The organism is Aestuariibaculum scopimerae (assembly GCF_059428085.1).
This window is the reverse complement of record NZ_CM182089.1, coordinates 2,831,887-2,851,296: the sequence shown is the minus strand read 5'-3', so window position 1 is coordinate 2,851,296 and position 19,410 is coordinate 2,831,887. Positions and strand designations below refer to the sequence as shown.

Here is a 19,410-nt window from a genome sequence, read left to right as displayed (position 1 = left end):
CACATGAGTTTTTTAGATTCTGTACTTAAGGTGTTTGTTGGCGATAAATCTAAACAAGATGTAAAAGCCATCATGCCTGTAGTTGATAAAATTAAATCCTTTGAATCAGCAATAGAAGCGCTATCACACGATGCTCTACGTGCTAAAACAGCTGAGTTTAAAGCCAAAATTGCCGAAGCCACCAAACCCCTAAACGATAACATAGCGACACTTCTTGAGAAAGCTGAAAATACTGAAGACATAGACGAACGTGAAGATATCTACCTAGAGGTTGACAAGATTAAAGATGATATCTATAACACCACAGAAGGTGTTTTAAACGAAATACTTCCCGAAGCATTTGCCGTTATTAAGGAAACCGCAAAACGTTTCACAAACAATACATCCATTACAGTTACAGCCAATACTTTTGATAGGGAATTGTCTGGCACCAAAGATTACGTAACACTGGATGACGACAAAGCCACATGGGCCAATTCATGGGATGCTGCCGGTAAGCCCATCACTTGGGACATGGTACACTACGACGTACAACTTATAGGCGGGGTTGCTATGCACCAAGGTAAAATTGCCGAAATGCAAACCGGTGAAGGTAAAACCCTGGTAGCAACATTGCCCATTTACCTAAACGCACTATCCGGACAAGGGGTGCACCTTGTAACAGTAAACGATTATCTAGCAAAGCGTGATAGCGCATGGATGGCACCACTCTTTCAATTCCACGGTCTAACTGTAGATTGTATTGATTACCACCAACCCAATTCTGAAGCCCGTAAAAATGCTTACAACGCCGATATTACCTATGGTACCAATAACGAGTTTGGTTTCGACTACTTACGTGATAATATGGCGCATTCGCCCAATGATCTTGTACAGCGTCAGCACCATTTTGCAATTGTCGATGAGGTAGACTCTGTTTTAGTGGACGATGCCCGTACACCATTAATCATTTCAGGCCCCATTCCACAAGGTGAACGCCATGAGTTTACCGAGTTAAAACCTAAAGTAGACGATATTGTTTCTGTACAGCGTAAATACCTAACTGGGGTATTGGCCGAAGCCAAAAAACTTATCAAAGAAGGTGACACCAAAGAAGGTGGGTTCCTCTTATTACGTGCTTACCGTGGTATCCCTAAAAATAAGGCACTTATTAAGTTTTTAAGTGAAGAAGGTGTAAAACAACTTCTTCAAAAAACCGAGAACTTCTACATGCAGGACAACAATCGCGAAATGCCAAAAGTTGATGCCGAATTGTACTATGTTATCGAAGAAAAAAACAATCAAGTAGAACTTACAGATAAAGGTATTGAATATCTTTCAGGAAAAGACAATCCAGACTTCTTTATCATGCCAGAAATTGGTTTAGAGATTGCTAAAATTGAAAACCAAAAACTACCTATAGAAGAAGAAGCCAAACTTAAAGAAGAACTCTATAAAGACTTTAGTGTAAAATCTGAACGTATCCATACCTTAAACCAGCTTTTAAAGGCCTATGCCCTATTTGAAAAAGACATTCAATATGTGGTAATAGACAATAAGGTAATGATTGTAGATGAGCAAACGGGCCGTATAATGGACGGACGTCGTTATAGTGATGGTTTGCACCAAGCAATCGAGGCTAAAGAAAACGTAAAGATAGAAGACGCCACCCAAACATTTGCTACCGTAACACTTCAAAATTACTTTAGAATGTACCGCAAGCTATCTGGTATGACCGGTACTGCGGTTACCGAAGCTGGTGAGTTTTGGGAAATCTACAAATTGGATGTGGTTGAAATTCCAACCAACCGTCCCATTGCACGAGATGATAGAGACGATTTGGTTTATAAAACCAAACGTGAAAAATACAATGCCGTTATCGAGGAAGTTACACAGCTATCGCAAGCTGGTCGTCCCGTATTAATTGGTACCACTTCGGTAGAAATTAGTGAATTGTTGGCCAAGATGCTGGCCATTCGTAAAATTCCGCATAACGTGCTAAACGCGAAATTGCACAAAAAAGAAGCTGATATTGTTGCTGAAGCTGGACGGTCTGGACAAGTTACCATTGCTACCAATATGGCAGGTCGTGGTACCGATATTAAATTAACTGACGAAGTTAAAAAAGCAGGAGGTTTAGCCATTGTAGGTACCGAGCGCCATGACTCACGACGTGTAGACCGCCAATTGCGTGGTCGTGCTGGACGCCAAGGAGATCCTGGAAGCTCTCAATTTTATGTATCACTTGAAGATAACCTCATGCGTTTATTTGGTAGTGAGCGTATTGCCAAAATGATGGACCGCATGGGACTTAAAGAAGGTGAAGTAATCCAACACTCTATGATCTCTAAATCTATTGAGCGTGCCCAGAAAAAAGTGGAAGAAAACAACTTTGGTGTGCGTAAGCGCTTGTTAGAGTACGACGATGTTATGAACGCACAACGCGAAGTGGTCTATAAACGACGCCACCATGCTTTATTTGGAGAACGTTTACGCGTGGATTTAGCAAACATGATTTTTGATACCTCCGAAGGCATAGCCGAGACTAACAAAGCTGCTAACGATTACAAAAACCTAGAATTTGAGTTAATTCGCTATTTCTCTATGAGTTCGCCTATTAGTGAAGCTGAATTTGACAAACTAACTGCTCAAGAAATCACTTCAAAAATATACCGTGCTGCTTTTGAGAATTATAGGGAGAAAATGGAACGCAATGCTGATATTGCCTTTCCAGTCATAAAAAATGTTTATGAAACACAAAGTGATAAATTTAAACGTATCGTGGTACCATTTACCGATGGCATTAAAACCTTAAATGTAGTTACCGATCTTGAGAAAGCTTACAAAACCAATGGTAAACAGCTAATAAATGACTTTGAAAAGAACATCACTCTTGCCATTATAGACGATGCTTGGAAAACACATTTACGTAAAATGGATGAGTTAAAGCAATCGGTACAATTAGCTGTTCACGAACAAAAAGATCCGTTATTGATTTATAAATTTGAAGCTTTTGAATTGTTTAAAGCTATGATTGATCAAGTAAATAAAGATGTTATTTCATTCTTGTTTAAAGGGGAACTGCCACAGGAAACACAAAACACCATCCAAGAAGCCAGAGCCCGTAAACAAGAGAAGTTAAATGTTCAAAAGGACGAAATTCCTAATCTAGATGAACGTTCTGCACAAAATAGAGCTGCTGGTAATACACAACGCCAACCTGAAGTAGTTGAAACCATTGTACGCGACCGACCAAAGATTGGACGTAACGACCGTGTTACTATAAAGCATGTTATGAATGGTGAAAACAAAACGTTAAAATATAAACAGGCCGAACCCTTAATTGCTAAAGGCGATTGGGTTTTGGTTGAGGACTAATATCTTTTATTTTTATATAATCTTAAAAATCCCGACAATGTCTGTCGGGATTTTTTAATTCTGATATTCCAACCTCGAGTCTTCAATAGTTTTCATATTATCTTTTGCCCATCCCACTAAACTGTTTAAATGCGGTATTAAGCTTTTACCAAGTTCTGTTAATTCATACTCCACTTTTGGTGGTACTTGCGGATAAATAGTTCGCTTAACCAAACCATCGGCTTCTAGTCCCTTTAAAGTTACCGAGAGCATTTTTTGGGATATGGTGGCAATGTGTTTATCTATTTCATTAAATCGCGACACCCCTTTTTCTTCTAAAAGAAGCAAAACTAGCATAGACCACTTGTCTCCTATTCTATCTAACACATTTCTAACAGGGCATTGCTCTGGCTCAGCAAATTTATTTTCATTTTCTTCTTTCATAACATATTGATTATCAACTAAACTAACCTTGAAGTTAGTAAATCACAAAATTGTAACTTATTGTTTTATAGTGACTTATTTTATACCTTTGACTAACTAAAAGTTAGTTAAAAACTTTTATTAATCAAATATACAATAGAAACTTTAATAAAAACAATAAATATACTCAGATGAAAATTGGAATAACAGGCGCTACCGGCCAATTAGGGAAATTAGTGGTAAACGAACTTAAGAAAAGAGTAAGCAGCGATAACCTTGTTGCTTTGGTACGTTCCACAGAAAAAGCCAAAGGTTTAGAAATTGAAGCTCGTAAATTTGATTATAATAATCCTGAAAGCTTAGAAAAGGCGTTAAATGATATTGATCGTTTAGTTTTTATTTCTGCAAATGAAATAGGTCAAAGAGCTCGCCAACATAAAAATGTAATCGAGGCTGCCAAAAAACGAAACGTTAGCTGGATTGTTTACACAAGTCTTCTTAGAGCAGATTCTTCTTCTCTAAGCTTGGCTGGAGAACATTTAACGACAGAACAAGCATTAAAAGCTTCGGGAATTGATTATACTATTTTACGTAATGGTTGGTATACAGAAAACTATACCGAATCTATACCTAGTGCAATTAAAAATGGAGCTTTTATAGGTAGTGCCGGGGACGGGAAAATTTCTTCGGCAGCCCGGTTGGATTATGCTGAAGCACTAGCGGTGGTTGTCACCAATGAAGAAAATAAAGGACAAACATTCGAGCTTGCAGGAGATAATAGTTATACTTTATCAGACTTAGCTAAAGAAATATCAAAACAAACAGGCAAAAACATTCCTTACAACAATTTGCCTGAAGATAGTTATTCAGGTATTTTGGCCCAAGTAGGTTTGCCTGAAGGTTTAGCTAAAGGTCTGGCTAGTTGGGACGTGTCTGCTTCCAAAGGTGATTTATTTAGTAACAATCATACATTGTCAACCTTAATAGGGAGACCTACAACCCCTATGGAAAAATCCATAAGCGATGCTTTGTAATTAGATATCAAATTCCTTAAATCATTTAGGAAATGAATAGGACAAAATTTATTAAATTATTGACATTATGGCCATTAATAAGTTCTAGCATGACCTTAAAAGATTTAAATAAAATGACTACCGCTTTAAACAACACAAGCAAAATGCCTGTGTTGTTTTTAGGGCATGGTAGCCCGATGAATGCTATTGAGGAAAATGAGTTTGTGGCATCGTTTAGAAAACTAGGGCGAGAACTCATAAAGCCTAATGCTATACTTTGTATTTCAGCACATTGGGAAACTAAAGGCACACAGGTTACGGCCATGCAAAATCCAAGAACCATTCATGACTTTGGGGGCTTTCCCCAAGCCCTATTTGATGTACAATATCCTGCAGCCGGAAGTCCTGAACTAGCTAGAGAAACTAAAAGCATCATTACCAAAACCGAAATAGAACTGGATGACAAATGGGGTCTAGACCACGGAGCCTGGAGCGTTATTAAACACCTTTACCCCAATGCTGATATTCCTATTATACAAATGAGTATTGATTATACCAAACCGCCACAGTACCATTACGAATTAGCACAGCAACTAGCTAGCTTAAGGCAAAAGGGGATACTTATTATTGGCAGTGGCAATATGGTACACAACTTAAGGATGGTAGCATGGAATAAACTGAATGATACTTTTGCCTACGATTGGGCTACCGAGGCCAACGATATTATGAAGGAATATATCTTAAACGACGATCACCAAAAACTAATTGATTTTAGATCACAGGGCAAAGCCTTCGATTTAGCGATACCTACACCAGAGCATTATTTACCACTTATTTACGTATTAGCCCTAAAAGAAAACAATGAAAATATTACTATATTTAATGACAAACCTGTAGGGGGTTCGTTGACGATGACTTCTATAAAAATTGATGCCTAATAATTTAGACCCTTACATCCTATAATCTCCCATAGTAATGTTAAGGTGTCTCCCATAGTAAGGTTAAGGTGTCTCCCATAGTAAGGTTAGAGTATCTCCCATAGTAAGGTTAAGGTTCCTCCCATAGTAAGGTTAGGACATCACATGTATAAGTTTGCTTTTTTGGAACACCTCTATGGCATAGATTTAACCTTAAGAGTTCCATTTAAGCAACAAATTAGGGTCTGGGCAATTGCATTTATAAAACTCCAGATCTTGTTTACTACATACCCCTGGGTAATCACCTTTATAATCCTGTAAATCTTTTATAATTTGAAAATGTAAATGTGGCGGGTAATCACCATTTACTTGAGTGGTTCCCAAAGTACCCAACAGAGATCCTTTATTAAATGGTTTACCTATTTCTAAGCCCTCAATAGACGTCATACTTAAATGCCCATACAAGGTATGGAACACTACACCCGAAACGACATGCTTTAAAATAATTGTAGGCCCATAATCGCCAAAGTTTGCATTATTTTTAAAACTATGTATTGTACCATCTATAGGAGTATAAACAGGTGTATGGGCCTGATACCATAAATCTATCCCCAAATGAATATTACGTTCGACTTTTGGATTTTGATTATTAAAATGCGTGCTCCGTTTGTATAAATTTCTAACTTCTAAATATCCACCAAAGGCAACAGTGCCCTGTTGCTTATTAACATACGTATCGATAAAGTGCTCTAGGCTTTTAGAAGATGCCATATCAATAGCTTGTAGGGCTTGGTTAGTTTCAGATAAATCAAGTGCTACATAATTTAAGCATTCATCCCTACCACCTAAAATATGAAGTGGTGTAGTACTTAAAGTATTAATAAACTTTGAAAATAAATGGGCATGCATTGGGTTTTGTTTTCCCAAAAATAGAAAACATTTACATCAAAAAAATACGTTTATTTGGATATTTAATGGACCACTTCTGCATACAAATCGAAGTCTGCAGCCTCTACAATCTTTACGGTTGTAAATTCTCCTGTTTTTAGATAGGTTTTATTAGCATCAATAAGTACTTCGTTATCCACATCGGGCGAATCGAACTCTGTACGTCCCACAAAATAGTTACCTTCTTTCCTATCGATTACTACTTTAAATTCCTGACCTATTTTTTGCTGGTTTAACTCCCAGGAAATCTGCGATTGTATTTCCATAATCTCATTGGCACGTGCCTGTTTAACGTCCTCTGGAACATCATCTTCTAAATTGTAGGCATGGGTGTTTTCTTCATGACTATAGGTAAAACAACCCAAACGCTCAAAACGCATAGCTTTTACCCATTCCTTTAAAGTTTGGTAATCAGCTTCTGTTTCTCCAGGATACCCCACTATTAATGTAGTTCTAATGGTTATGTTTGGTACCAATGCTCTAAAGTCCTTTAGTAACTTGGTGGTTTTTTCTTTAGTGGTACCACGGCGCATACTCTTAAGAATAGCATCTGAAATATGCTGCAATGGAATATCTATATAATTGCAGATTTTAGGTTCACGGTTCATAACTTCCAGCACATCCATTGGAAACCCTGTTGGAAAGGCATAGTGCAACCGAATCCACTCCACCCCATCTACTTTTACAAGGGCTTCGAGCAATTCTGCCAAATTTCTCTTTTTGTATAAATCGAGTCCGTAATACGTTAAATCCTGAGCAATTAAAATCAGCTCTTTTACACCTTTGGCAGCTAATTTTTCAGCTTCTAGAACAACCTCCTCTATAGGAGTACTTTTATGTTTGCCACGCATTAAAGGAATAGCACAAAAACTGCAAGGGCGGTCACAACCTTCTGCTATTTTTAAATAGGCGTAGTTTTTTGGTGTAGTTGTTAAACGCTCACCTATAAGTTCGTGTTTATAATCGGCACCCAATGCTTTCAATAACCCAGGCAACTCGGTGGTACCAAAATACTCATCTACATTAGGTATTTCTTTTACTAAATCGGGTTTGTAACGTTCACTTAAACAACCTGTTACAAATACTTTATCTACTTCACCATCCTCTTTTTTCTGTACGTATTCTAAAATGGTGTTAACACTCTCTTCTTTTGCATTATTAATAAATCCACAGGTATTAATCACTACAATATTACCTTCTTCTTCATGTACAACTTCTTTGCCACTGGCTTGTAACTGCCCCATTAACACTTCGCTATCGTAAACATTTTTACTGCAGCCTAGTGTTACAACATTTATCTTGTTTTTCTTAAGAGATTTTGTGCGCATATTTATGGTAAATGAGGGCGCAAAGATACATAATTTTGGATGGCTAGATTGTTGGAACGCTAGATTTTTAGAATACAGTATTCCATTTCGGTTAAACCTTTAGTATATTTGATGGTCATAAATTAAAACACTAACTATGAAAAAGCTGCCCTACTTTATCATACTAAGCGCAATGCTTGTTGTAAGTTGTTCTTCAAGCAATGACGACACTAATACTGACCCTGCTGATACTGCTTTATACTACCCACCAACAAACGCTGCTACCTGGGAAACAAAATCGATTGCTAGTTTAAATTGGAACGAAGGTGCACTACAACCCTTGATTGATTTCTTGGAAGAAAAAAACACCAAAAGTTTTATGATATTACACCATGGTAAAATTGTTGTTGAACACTACTTAAATGGCCATACCGCGTCTACTCCTTGGTACTGGGCCAGTGCTGGAAAAACCCTAACGTCTACTGTTTCAGGAATAGCACAAAATGAAGGTTTATTAACCTTAGACCATAAGGTGTCTGATTATTTAGGAACAGGATGGACGAGTGCTCCCATAGATAAAGAAAACCTAATTACTTGTAAACATTTATTGTCTATGAACTCTGGTTTGGATGATAGTTTGGGCGATGATGTATCTCCAGAAAATCTTCAATATGTTGCCGATGCTGGAACCCGTTGGGCCTACCACAATGTTTATGTAAAAATGCAGGATGTTATTGCTAAAGCCAGTGGCCAAACATGGAACACTTACTTTAACATTAAATTACGTGATAAAATTGGTATGACAGGCAGTTGGACCAATTTAGGGGATTTAAGTGTATATTGGAGCAATACCCGAAGTATGGCTCGATTTGGAATACTTATTTATGCCCATGGCATGTGGAACAGTACACAAATTGTTCCTGAAAGCTTCTTGAGTGAAGCTACCAATACTTCGCAAGACATTAATATGGCTTATGGTTATTTGTGGTGGCTAAATGGTAAATCCAGTTTTCATTTACCACAATCGCAAGTTGAATTTGGCGGTACGCTTATACCCAATGCACCTGCTGATATGTATGCTGCTTTGGGTAAAAACGATCAAAAAATTTATATTGTTCCTAGCAAGCAATTGGTTGTTATACGAATGGGAGAGGCTGCCGATGCTGATAATTTTGCACTATCGTCTTTCGATAATGATTTATGGGCCAAAATAAATGCTTTAATAAATTAACTTCTAGATTCAAAAGGGATAATTGTTCCCTTTTCAACATACTCCTTTAAACCATTAAGCAGCATAGCCCAACAAAAAGAAGAATATTTAAAATGATGATTGGCTTCTGGCCAATCTACATGGCTAAATTTAACCATAGTACCGCCTTTGGTGTCTTCTAAATCAAATCCGAAAGTAGTAGGATTCCAATCGGAATCAGCTTTAGTCATTTTTAAATAAAAAGATTCATGGGGTTGCACTTTGGAAACCCTACAATACCAATCGTAATCATCTGTAAAGTTTAAATTGTATTCGGTATTTATTTCGGGATTGCCAGAGCTTTTAAGAGTCCACCAATTATCTAGATGTTTTGGTTGCGTAATGGCCACAAAAACAGCTGTTCTGGGGGCATTTATAACAAAACTATGGTAAATGTTGTGTGCCATAAAACATAAATTTAATCTCTATATAATATTTATATAAGTATAAATTTATAAAAAATAATATAAACCGTATTAAATCAACAGTTTACAAATTAAACCAATTATGGATAATCTTTTTTTCTGTAGACGTGTTACTATGGTGCACAAATTCATTTTTTATAGCATCATAGCTATAATCTTCTCCCCAAGCTTTGTGGTTTTTAGCAACAACTTCTATAGCATCACAAATAAACTCTACTTCCGCATTGGTCATTATAGGATGTATAGACATACGTACCCATCCCGGACGCTCTATTAAGCAACCTTCTAAAATCTTCTTTTCTATGGATTTAGACGTTGGCTGATCTACATTCAACAAATAATGCCCATAAGTACCTGCACAAGAACAGCCCCCTCTGGTTTGTATACCAAAGCGATCATTCAATAATTTAACAACTAAGTTATAGTGTGCATCTTCTATATAAAATGAAATAACCCCTAACCTATCGGTATGTTCTGGCGCTAAAATTTTTAGATTATTTATTTTGGATAGCTTCTTAAAAATAATATCGGTTAACTCATGCTCGCGGTCTAGAATATTTTGAACGCCCATTTGCTCTTTAAGTTGTATGGAAAGTGCTATTCTTATGGCTTGTAAAAACCCAGGAGTACCACCATCTTCACGTGTTTCTATATCATCAATATAATCATGATCTCCCCAGGGGTTTGTATAAGACACCGTACCTCCACCTGGATTGTCGGGTACTAAATTTTTATATAATTTTTTATTAAAAATCAATACCCCTGAAGTTCCTGGCCCTCCTAAAAACTTATGCGGAGAAAATGTTATGGCATCTAGATATTGTGCTTCATCTTTTGGATGCATATCTATTTTTACATAAGGTGCCGAACATGCAAAATCCACAAAGCACAAACCATTGTTTTCATGCATTACCTTAGCTACTTGATGGTAATTGGTCCTAATTCCTGTAACGTTAGAACAACCTGTTATAGCCGCTATTTTTATGGGCACATGGTTATGTTCTTCTAATAATTTTTTAAGACTATCTATACAAGGAAGCCCTTTATTATTTGATGGTATTACAACAACACGCGCTATGGTTTCTAACCATGATGTTTGATTAGAATGGTGCTCCATGTGCGACACAAAAATAATAGGTCGTTTTTCTTCAGGTACTTCGGTATGGTCTTTTAAATTTTCATTCAACTTGATACCTAGAATACGCTGAAACTTATTAATGGCCCCCGTCATGCCTGTACCAACGGTTATAAGCACATCGTCTTTTGAGGCGTTTACATGCCTTTTTATAAGTAATCTAGCATCATGATACGCATGGGTCATAACACTACCGGTTATAGACGTTTCGGTATGGGTATTGGCTACAAAAGGTCCTATTTCACGGCGTAGTTTTTCCTCTATAGGTTTGTATAACCTTCCGCTTGCCGTCCAATCTGCATAAATTATTTTCTTTTTCCCGTATGGCGATTCAAATTCTTGGTCAATGCCAATCACTTTATCACGAAATGGTTTAAAATAAGCCTCTAGTTTAGATGCTTTAGATTTTCGCTTAACGATTTCACTTATAAAATTCATGTTTGAAAAATCAATTATACTATTGATTACTAAATGTTCAATTCGTTAAATAAATCGATTAAACTCTCACTGGATGGTCTTGGAGCATTAGCATTTACTGTATTGCCTTGTGGGTCTATAAGGATGAATCTGGGAATACCGCTAATATTATAAGCTTGCATGAATGATTGGTCTTCTTTTGCGAACAATTGAATACCTGATAATTCTTTTTCTTCTACCATAGCTCGCCATTTGTCATAAGCCGTTTGTCTATCCACAGAGATACTAACAAACTCGATATTTTTACCATGATACTTTTTCTCAACTTCTTTCAAAAAAGGAATCTCACGCTTACATGGCCCGCACCAAGTGGCCCAAACATCAATATAGACATACTTGCCTTTTAAATCGTCAAGGGACATAGAGCCTCCTTTATAGTTTTCATAGTCCACAAACTTTGGAGAAGGTTGTCCGTTTAAAGCCAATAAAGCCTGATTTCTCTCATAACTGGAAGTTATTTGTTCTTGCATGCTTACCAACTCTTTTTCCTGTAAGGCCACAAATGTTGAATCTAAGTTTTTTGTACCAGCCAATAAAGCCTTGAATTCCTGTGTCATACTCTCTAGTTTTTCATCAAACCCACTTCTTTCCAACTCATAAATATTGGAATCGTTAAAGAAACTCTCATTCAGTAAATTCTTTTTAGCCAAATAATTATTGGCCTCTTGCCCCTTACCTTGATACGTAATAGTCTCATCAAATTCTTTGGTATTTAAGGTAATATTTAAGTCGTAACCATTTTTTAAATATACTCTGGATTGCTCAACGCCATCAAAGAGAATATAACTTCCGGCTTCTACTTTTAAAGTATCTGAAAAAGTACCATCTGGGTTTACTTTAATGGTCTTAATGATACCACGTTGTGCTACTACTAAGGAATCGGAATTTGGGTTTGCAATGGTTCCTGAGAGTGTTACATAATCTTTAGCTACCTCTTCCTTACAAGACATAAATGCTAAAGTGATACTTAATAAATAGATGATACGTTTCATATTGTTATTGTTTTATTATGGGTTTGTATTATTTTTTAAAATTTGATATACCTTCTTTTAACCAATTATAATAGTCGTCTACATTGGGTGTGTATGCTACTGGATCGATAAGGTTTTCTTCATCATGATCCATAAGCACATAAAACGGCTGTGAATTAGCTTTATATTTAATGGTTTGTAGTTCGCTCCATTTTTGACCTATATACCTGAGTTTTCTTCCTGGGCGAAGCTGGGATTCTGTTACCTCGTCATCTTCTAATTTACGCTTGTCGTCTACATACAGCGAAATCAATACCACGTCGTTTTTAAGAATATCCAATACTTTAGGTTTAGGCCAAACATTTTGTTCCATTTTTCTACAATTTACACATGCCCAACCCGTAAAATCTATCATGACAGGTTTGTTTACTTTTTTGGCATATGCCAAGCCTGTATCATAATCATTAAAGGCTAAAATATCGTGAGGAGCCAAAAGGTGGGCTCCTTCGGGTAATTCAGCATGACCATTTTCATTACCAATAGCACTTTCAAACTTACTGTATCCCACACCATAAGGCGACTCACTATATTCTTGTGGTGGCGGGAACGCACTGATTAAATTTAATGGTGCACCCCAAAGTCCGGGGATCATATAAATTGTAAATGACAGTACTACCAAGCCTAAACCAAGTCTACCAACAGAAATATGGGTTAATGGTGAATCGTGAGGTAGTTGTATTTTACCAAAAAGATAAAGTGCCAAGGTTCCAAATATGGCTATCCAAATAGCTAAAAACACTTCACGTTCTAAAAGGTGTGCTTGTAATACCAAATCGGCTTGGGATAGAAATTTAAAAGCCAGAGCCAGTTCTAAAAATCCTAGGAATACCTTAACAGTATTTAACCACCCACCTGATTTTGGTAGTGAATTTAGCCATCCAGGAAATGCTGCAAATAAGGCAAATGGTAAAGCAATAGCTAAGGAAAAGCCCAACATACCAATAATAGGCGCCAGACCACCTTTAGAAGCAGCTTCTACTAATAGCGTTCCTACAATAGGTCCCGTACATGAAAAAGATACTATAGCTAAGGCCAATGCCATAAAAAAGATACCAATAAGTCCTCCTCTATCTGCTTTAGAATCTACTTTGTTTGCCCAAGAGTTGGGTAACATGATTTCAAAAGCTCCCAGAAAGGATACTGCAAAAACAACCAGTAGCAAAAAGAAAATAATGTTAAACCAAACATTGGTAGCCAGTGCATTTAGAGCATCGGCTCCAAATATTCCCGTTACTGCAGACCCTAACAAAACATAAATTACTATGATGCAAATACCATAGATAATGGCATTTTTAATCCCCGCAGCTTTGGTTTTACTTTGTTTGGTAAAGAAACTAACTGTCATAGGAATCATCGGGAATACGCATGGGGTTAATAAGGCAGCAAACCCCGATAAAAAGGCTATGAAAAATATGGTCCAAAGACCTCTTTGTGATGTCTTCGTAGAGATATTATCCGTCGTCTCTTTTAATGTGACATCTTGATCTGAAGCAGGTGGTGTTACAGAAGCTGTTTCGGCTTGCTTATTATCAGAAAGTTTAAACACCAAATCCACTTCAGTAGGTGGTAAACATCTGGAATCGTCACAAACCATAAATTCAACCACTCCATTAATAACTGATAATCCAGAATCAGTAACTTCTACTTGTTGTTTAAAAACGGCCTTATCTTCAAAAAACTTAATCTTCATTTCAAAAACAGGATCATCAACTGTATGTCCTTCTCCTTCTGAAGTTGTTCCAATCAACTTAAAAGCATCTGCTTCATTATTATAGGTAAACGTCGTTGGTATGGGGCCATCTTCTGGAACGTTTTGGGAATATAAATGCCATTCGTTGTCGATGGTTGCTGTTGTTATTAAAGTGTATTCTGTATCAGATACTTTTTCAACAGATGTTACCCACTTTACAGGCTTTAAAACCTGTGCAGATACTGAAAACATACCTGCCAATAATAAAAGAAGAATACTTAGTTTTTGTTTCATGTTCATTTAGTATTTAAAAATAGAGTTACTTTAAAGCAACTCTACCAAAGTCTTTTTTAGATTGACCAGCCCAAAAATAATTATATTTCAACAATTAGATGTTATATTTATCTTAAAGCCACGCTTTCTAAGTAAGACGTATTAAAACACAATAACCCCTATTAATGAAATGTTAAATTAATAAAATTATTTGTGTTAATTTAATAACACACTAGTACTGTGGTATGTATAAAAATGATATCGTTTTTTAAACAACAAAAAAATAGCTTGCCTGTTCGTATTTTAACACGGCTAAGTGCTTTTTTGCATGTATGAGAAGTACGGCCTACTTGAAAAAAGAATCTACAAACTCAAATTTATTGAATACTTGCAAATCTTCAATACCTTCACCAACACCTATATATTTGACAGGTATTTTAAATTGGTCTGATATACCAATTACAACGCCTCCTTTGGCTGTACCATCTAGTTTTGTAACAGCTAATGATGATACCTCGGTTGCTGCCGTAAATTGTTTGGCCTGTTCAAAGGCATTTTGTCCTGTAGAACCATCCAGAACCAACAATACGTCATGCGGTGTATTTTCTACAACTTTTTGCATAACGCGTTTTACCTTGGTTAATTCGTTCATTAAATTCACCTTGTTGTGCAAACGTCCTGCGGTATCAATAATAACCACATCGGCATTTTGGGTAACAGCGCTCTGTAAGGTATCAAAAGCAACAGAAGCTGGATCGCTTCCCATAGACTGTTTTACTAAGGGCACACCTACTCTATCTGCCCAAACTTGAAGTTGGTCTATCGCCGCAGCCCTAAAGGTATCTGCAGCCCCAAGCACTACTTTAAGTCCTTGTTTTTTAAATTGATATGCTAATTTACCTATGGTTGTAGTTTTTCCAACACCGTTAACACCCACCACCATAATAACATAAGGCTTCTTGTCCTCAGGTATTGTAAATTCAGTATATTCACCTATATTGGTTTCGCTTAATAAACTTGCTATTTCTTCTCGCAGTATGCTATTGAGCTCATCCGTTCCCATGTACTTATCCTTCGCTACTCGATTTTCTATACGCTCAATTATTTTTAGGGTTGTGTTAACACCAACATCACTAGAAACCAATACTTCTTCCAAATCGTCTAAAACCTCATCGTCAACTCGTGATTTTCCGGCTACGGCTTTACTTAACTTTCCAAAAAAACTGGATTTGGTTTTTTCTAAACCTTTATCTAAGGTTTCTTTTTTGTCAGAAGAAAATATTTTTTTAAAAAAACTCATTTCAATATTGGCTATTATTTATCAACATGCTAAGAAAGTGTTCAAATATAAACATAAAAAAGCTGCTTTCGAAAATGAAAGCAGCTTTGTATATGTTGAACGTCTTTGTAATTATTTCTTATTGAAAAAATCGTTTACAAATTCTGGCGCCATAATTGACTCAACAAACATGTAAGCACCAGTTTTTGGTGATTTCACCATTTTAATCGCTTTTGTTAATCTTTTTGAAGATGTTTGTAACGTTGCTACTGTTTTCTTTGCCATGGTTTATATATGTTATATTTAAAAATTTATAAAATTTATAAATTATTTAATTTCTTTATGAACGGTCATACGGTTAAGTATAGGATTAAATTTTTTAATTTCAATTCTATCTGGCGTATTCTTTTTGTTTTTTGTAGTAATGTATCTTGAAGTTCCTGGTTTGCCAGACTCTTTATGCTCGGTACATTCTAATATAACTTGTATTCTATTACCTTTCTTTGCCATTTCTCTAACTATTAATAGGTATTATTTTAAAAATCCTTTAGATTTTGCTTCCTTAATTGCTGCAGAAATACCTATTTTATTAATGGTCTTTAATGCAGATGTAGAAACCTTTAAAGTTATCCAGCTGTCTTCTTCTGGAATGTAAAAACGTTTCTTCACTAAATTCGCGTTAAATTTGCGTTTAGTTCTATTTAATGCGTGAGACACGTTGTTTCCAACCATTGCCCTTTTTCCTGTAAGTTCACAAACTCTTGACATTATCTATAACTTTAAATTTCTTGTTGCTTAAAATCGAGGTGCAAATATACAAAATCTTTAATTTGTAACAACTTAATTATTATCAATTTTTAAAAATTTCTTTTAGCAGCATTTCCAAGGCCTTATTTACTGCTTTATCAATCACTTTTACACGGTGATTACCAAGCATGAATTTTTCGGAATAAACGCTTGTACGGGTTGCTATGGCTATATATACGGTGCCTATATCGGCATCCGATTCTCCTTTAGTTGGCCCTGCATTTCCTGTAGTAGCTACTGCAAAATCGGATTGAAATAATCGCAAGGCATTTTTAGCCATAGATTCTGCAACTTGGGCACTTACAACCGAATATGTATCAATATCAGCTTTTGAAACCCCCAAAACATCTACTTTTGATTCTGTAGAATAGGTTACCACACCTCCTTTAAAATAAGATGAAGCACCTGAATTAGCCGTAAATTGCTCAGCTATTTTACCTCCTGTGCAACTCTCGGCTATAGCTAATGTTTTTCTCAACTTAGTAAGGTGGGTTGCAATAACAACTTCTACAGAGCCTTCTTCTTCTTCAAATCCTAAAAATTCATCTTTAATTAAAGGGAGTACCTTTTGTATTTGATCCTCTACACTTTGAATAACTTGTTTTTGGCTCATACCTTTTGCTGATAGGCGTAAGCGCATTTTTCCCAAACTTGGTAAATAGGCCAACCGGATATGCTGTGGTAAAGCATCTTCCCAAGACTCAATTCTTTCGGCCAAAGCACTTTCTCCTAAACCGTAGACCAATAGGGTTTTATGTAGAATGTATGGGCAATTGTACTTGCTCTTTAATTTGGGAATGACTTCCGTTACAACTAAAGCTTGCATTTCATGTGGTACACCTGGAAGTGAAATAAAAACTTTGTCTTCTTTTTCAATCCACATTCCTGGAGCTGTGCCCAATGTATTCATAAGTACTGTGGACTTTGATGGTACCAATGCCTGATCTTTGTTTACCTGCAATAGTGCACCTCTAACATGCAATGCCCAAATGGACTCAATATTCTCTAAAACGGCATCATCCCTAACCAATCTGTCACTAAAATATTCAGCTATTGTTTTTTTGGTAATATCATCTTTTGTTGGTCCCAGCCCACCAGTTAAAATCACTATATCTACATGGGTTTCGGCTTCTTTTAGTGCTTTTAGAATATGTTCTTTATCATCTTGAACTGAGGTTATCTGGTATACTGAAACCCCTATTTTATTTAACTGTTTTGCTATAAATGCTGAGTTGGTATCAATAACTTGACCAATGAGTAGTTCATCTCCTATAGTAATGATCTCAGCTAGCATTATAAGTTGAAGTCTGATTTAATCTCGGCAACTGCATTATCAACGGCTGCAATTACTATGTCAAGTTTAGGGCTTATATCCAAGTCCTTTTTTTCAAATTTGCCCCAATCCTGTACTTCAATTAAAATATCGAGTATTCCAAGTTCAAATAAATCCACTGTTGGTTTCATTTTGTGTGCTGCTTGGTAGGCATTAAAATAATCCTTTTCGGCAACGGCTACTTTAAGCCTTTCTGCATCAACCGGTACTTCTTCTAAAAAAGTTTCGGCCAATGTGGCAATAAAATCTTCGTCGTTGTCTGCTAACTCGCGTACTCTAAATAGTTTATAATGTTGTTCCATTTATTTAACTGTTATTGAAAACATTTCTTCGTTTTCTATAAATCCTTTTAGTTTATCGTTTGCAATTACATTACCTACTCCCGATGGAGTTCCCGTAAAGATAATATCTCCTATCTTTAAAGTAAAATATTTTGATACATATTCTATTAATTCATCAATTTTCCAAAGCATGTGGCTTGTATTTCCCAATTGCACAATTTTATTATTTTTTTTTAGCGAAAATTCAATAGTATTCACATTATTGAACCTAGAAACAGGTAACCAATTTCCAATAACTGCTGCGCCATCAAAAGCTTTGGCTTTTTCCCAAGGCAATCCTTTTTCTTTTAATTTACTTTGTAAATCTCGTGCTGTAAAATCGATTCCCAAGCCTATTTCATCATAATATTTATGGGCAAATTTTTTATCTATATACTTTCCTAATCTATTGATTTTAACTAAAATCTCTACCTCATAATGAATATCGTTTGAAAAATCAGGAATAAAAAAAGGTTGTTTTTTCAACAATATAGAGGTATCTGGCTTTAAGAACACTACTGGATCGGTTGGTTTTTCGTTTTCTAATTCGTTTATATGATCTGTATAATTTCTGCCAATGCAAATGATTTTCATTATCTGTTAGATTTTTTTAGCTCTATTTAAAACTATCTCTTCTCCCTATTACATCAAAGTAATTTATTATTAAGGCTTCTAAGTCTAATAGCCGTTAATACTTTTTTGGTATATAATGGAAAATCGGCATTTAGCACCCAGCCAAAATAGCCTGGTTCTTTTTCTAAAATTTCAGTTACTAATTTTCCTTTGTGTTTTCCAAAAGAGAAGCACTCTTCTCCTTTTTTGTTAAATACAATAAACCCCGCAAAATCGGCAAATCGTTTTCTTGAGCTAAATTCTGCTAAAAACTTGGTGTCATTTTCAATAGTTTCGTATTTTTCTATTTGTGCTTTAAGCACTTCGTAGGTTGCTTTTGTATCGGCTTCGGCACTATGGGCATCTTCCAGGTTTTTTTCGCAATAAAACTTATAGGCTGCACTTAATGTGCGCTGCTCCATTTTATGGAAAATGGTTTGTACATCAATAGCTAAACGGTTATTCATATCAAAATCTACCTCAGCTCGCAACATTTCTTCAGCTAAAAGTGGAATATCAAACCTATTGGAATTAAAACCTCCTAAATCGGAGTCTTTAATCATGTTAAAAATGTCTTTTGCAACTTCTTTAAAGGTTGGTTTGTCGGCTACATCTTCATCAGAAATACCATGTATAGCAGTCACCTCTTTTGGAATGGGAATAGTAGGGTTTACTAACCATGTTTTACTGTCTTCCTTGCCATCGGGATGTACTTTTAATATAGATATTTCTACAATACGATCTTTAGAGATATCTACCCCAGTGGTTTCAAGATCAAAAAAACAAATGGGCTTGGTTAAATTAAGTTGCATTACGTGAATTTTACAAAAAGGTA

The 19,410-nt window shown here is 36.0% G+C and carries 19 protein-coding genes; 4 read left to right on the top strand and 15 right to left on the bottom strand.

Annotated elements, in window-relative coordinates; all coding sequences use genetic code 11:
• The first annotated feature begins 3 nt into the window (after window positions 1–3).
• Window positions 4–3,357 carry a preprotein translocase subunit SecA gene (gene secA, locus AC5SR4_RS12375; protein WP_495356554.1) on the top strand — a complete coding sequence of 1,118 codons (3,354 nt, stop codon included), beginning with the start codon at window positions 4–6 and terminating at the stop codon, window positions 3,355–3,357.
• Between the two features lie 54 nt (window positions 3,358–3,411).
• On the opposite strand, the gene AC5SR4_RS12370 is transcribed toward secA, so the two are convergent.
• On the bottom strand, window positions 3,412–3,780 hold the full coding sequence (locus tag AC5SR4_RS12370; RefSeq protein ID WP_495356553.1) for a winged helix-turn-helix transcriptional regulator: 369 nt from the start codon (window positions 3,778–3,780) through the stop codon (window positions 3,412–3,414).
• A 170-nt stretch (window positions 3,781–3,950) separates the two neighbouring features.
• On the opposite strand from AC5SR4_RS12370, the gene AC5SR4_RS12365 reads away from it, so the two are divergent.
• A complete protein-coding gene (locus AC5SR4_RS12365) occupies window positions 3,951–4,793 on the top strand; it encodes an SDR family oxidoreductase (protein ID WP_495356552.1) in 843 nt (280 codons plus the stop codon).
• 89 nt (window positions 4,794–4,882) lie between these two features.
• On the top strand, window positions 4,883–5,710 hold the full coding sequence (gene ygiD / locus AC5SR4_RS12360) for a 4,5-DOPA-extradiol-dioxygenase (RefSeq protein ID WP_495359183.1): 828 nt from the start codon (window positions 4,883–4,885) through the stop codon (window positions 5,708–5,710).
• Between the two features lie 192 nt (window positions 5,711–5,902).
• Here the strand turns inward: ygiD and AC5SR4_RS12355 are convergent, their stop codons facing one another.
• The gene (locus tag AC5SR4_RS12355) at window positions 5,903–6,598 is read right to left on the bottom strand and encodes a peptidoglycan DD-metalloendopeptidase family protein (protein ID WP_495356551.1); all 696 of its coding nucleotides are present in this window, start codon (window positions 6,596–6,598) and stop codon (window positions 5,903–5,905) included.
• Window positions 6,599–6,660: 62 nt separating this feature from the next.
• Window positions 6,661–7,965 carry a 30S ribosomal protein S12 methylthiotransferase RimO gene (gene rimO / locus AC5SR4_RS12350; protein WP_495356550.1) on the bottom strand — a complete coding sequence of 435 codons (1,305 nt, stop codon included), beginning with the start codon at window positions 7,963–7,965 and terminating at the stop codon, window positions 6,661–6,663.
• 136 nt (window positions 7,966–8,101) lie between these two features.
• On the opposite strand from rimO, the gene AC5SR4_RS12345 reads away from it, so the two are divergent.
• A complete protein-coding gene (locus AC5SR4_RS12345; protein WP_495356549.1) occupies window positions 8,102–9,175 on the top strand; it encodes a serine hydrolase domain-containing protein in 1,074 nt (357 codons plus the stop codon).
• On the opposite strand, the gene AC5SR4_RS12340 is transcribed toward AC5SR4_RS12345, so the two are convergent.
• From AC5SR4_RS12340 to AC5SR4_RS12285, 12 genes are all read right to left on the bottom strand, one after another.
• Complete coding sequence (locus tag AC5SR4_RS12340; protein WP_495356548.1) at window positions 9,172–9,600, bottom strand: SRPBCC family protein; 429 nt, start codon at window positions 9,598–9,600, stop codon at window positions 9,172–9,174. The genes AC5SR4_RS12345 and AC5SR4_RS12340 overlap by 4 nt on opposite strands.
• An 82-nt stretch (window positions 9,601–9,682) precedes the next feature.
• A complete protein-coding gene (locus AC5SR4_RS12335; protein ID WP_495356547.1) occupies window positions 9,683–11,191 on the bottom strand; it encodes an aminotransferase class V-fold PLP-dependent enzyme in 1,509 nt (502 codons plus the stop codon).
• Between the two features lie 29 nt (window positions 11,192–11,220).
• The gene (locus AC5SR4_RS12330) at window positions 11,221–12,222 is read right to left on the bottom strand and encodes a TlpA family protein disulfide reductase (protein WP_495356546.1); all 1,002 of its coding nucleotides are present in this window, start codon (window positions 12,220–12,222) and stop codon (window positions 11,221–11,223) included.
• A 28-nt stretch (window positions 12,223–12,250) separates the two neighbouring features.
• Window positions 12,251–14,245 carry a protein-disulfide reductase DsbD family protein gene (locus tag AC5SR4_RS12325; protein ID WP_495356545.1) on the bottom strand — a complete coding sequence of 665 codons (1,995 nt, stop codon included), beginning with the start codon at window positions 14,243–14,245 and terminating at the stop codon, window positions 12,251–12,253.
• A 325-nt stretch (window positions 14,246–14,570) separates the two neighbouring features.
• Window positions 14,571–15,524 (bottom strand): signal recognition particle-docking protein FtsY, encoded by a 954-nt coding sequence (gene ftsY, locus AC5SR4_RS12320; protein WP_495356544.1) that lies wholly within the window; start codon window positions 15,522–15,524, stop codon window positions 14,571–14,573.
• 111 nt (window positions 15,525–15,635) lie between these two features.
• Window positions 15,636–15,788 (bottom strand): DUF4295 domain-containing protein, encoded by a 153-nt coding sequence (locus AC5SR4_RS12315; protein WP_495356543.1) that lies wholly within the window; start codon window positions 15,786–15,788, stop codon window positions 15,636–15,638.
• Window positions 15,789–15,830: 42 nt separating this feature from the next.
• Window positions 15,831–16,013: a 50S ribosomal protein L33 gene (rpmG, locus tag AC5SR4_RS12310; RefSeq protein ID WP_495356542.1), complete on the bottom strand. Its 183-nt coding sequence runs from the start codon at window positions 16,011–16,013 to the stop codon at window positions 15,831–15,833.
• Between the two features lie 21 nt (window positions 16,014–16,034).
• The gene (gene rpmB, locus AC5SR4_RS12305; RefSeq protein ID WP_495356541.1) at window positions 16,035–16,271 is read right to left on the bottom strand and encodes a 50S ribosomal protein L28; all 237 of its coding nucleotides are present in this window, start codon (window positions 16,269–16,271) and stop codon (window positions 16,035–16,037) included.
• An 82-nt stretch (window positions 16,272–16,353) separates the two neighbouring features.
• Window positions 16,354–17,604, bottom strand: a complete 1,251-nt coding sequence (locus tag AC5SR4_RS12300) for a competence/damage-inducible protein A (RefSeq protein WP_495356540.1) — start codon at window positions 17,602–17,604, stop codon at window positions 16,354–16,356.
• A complete protein-coding gene (locus AC5SR4_RS12295; protein ID WP_495356539.1) occupies window positions 17,604–17,945 on the bottom strand; it encodes an Hpt domain-containing protein in 342 nt (113 codons plus the stop codon). The genes AC5SR4_RS12300 and AC5SR4_RS12295 overlap by 1 nt, the downstream gene beginning before the upstream one ends.
• Complete coding sequence (locus tag AC5SR4_RS12290; protein ID WP_495356538.1) at window positions 17,946–18,557, bottom strand: fumarylacetoacetate hydrolase family protein; 612 nt, start codon at window positions 18,555–18,557, stop codon at window positions 17,946–17,948.
• A gap of 53 nt (window positions 18,558–18,610) precedes the next feature.
• On the bottom strand, window positions 18,611–19,387 hold the full coding sequence (locus tag AC5SR4_RS12285; protein WP_495356537.1) for an exonuclease domain-containing protein: 777 nt from the start codon (window positions 19,385–19,387) through the stop codon (window positions 18,611–18,613).
• Window positions 19,388–19,410: the final 23 nt, after the last annotated feature.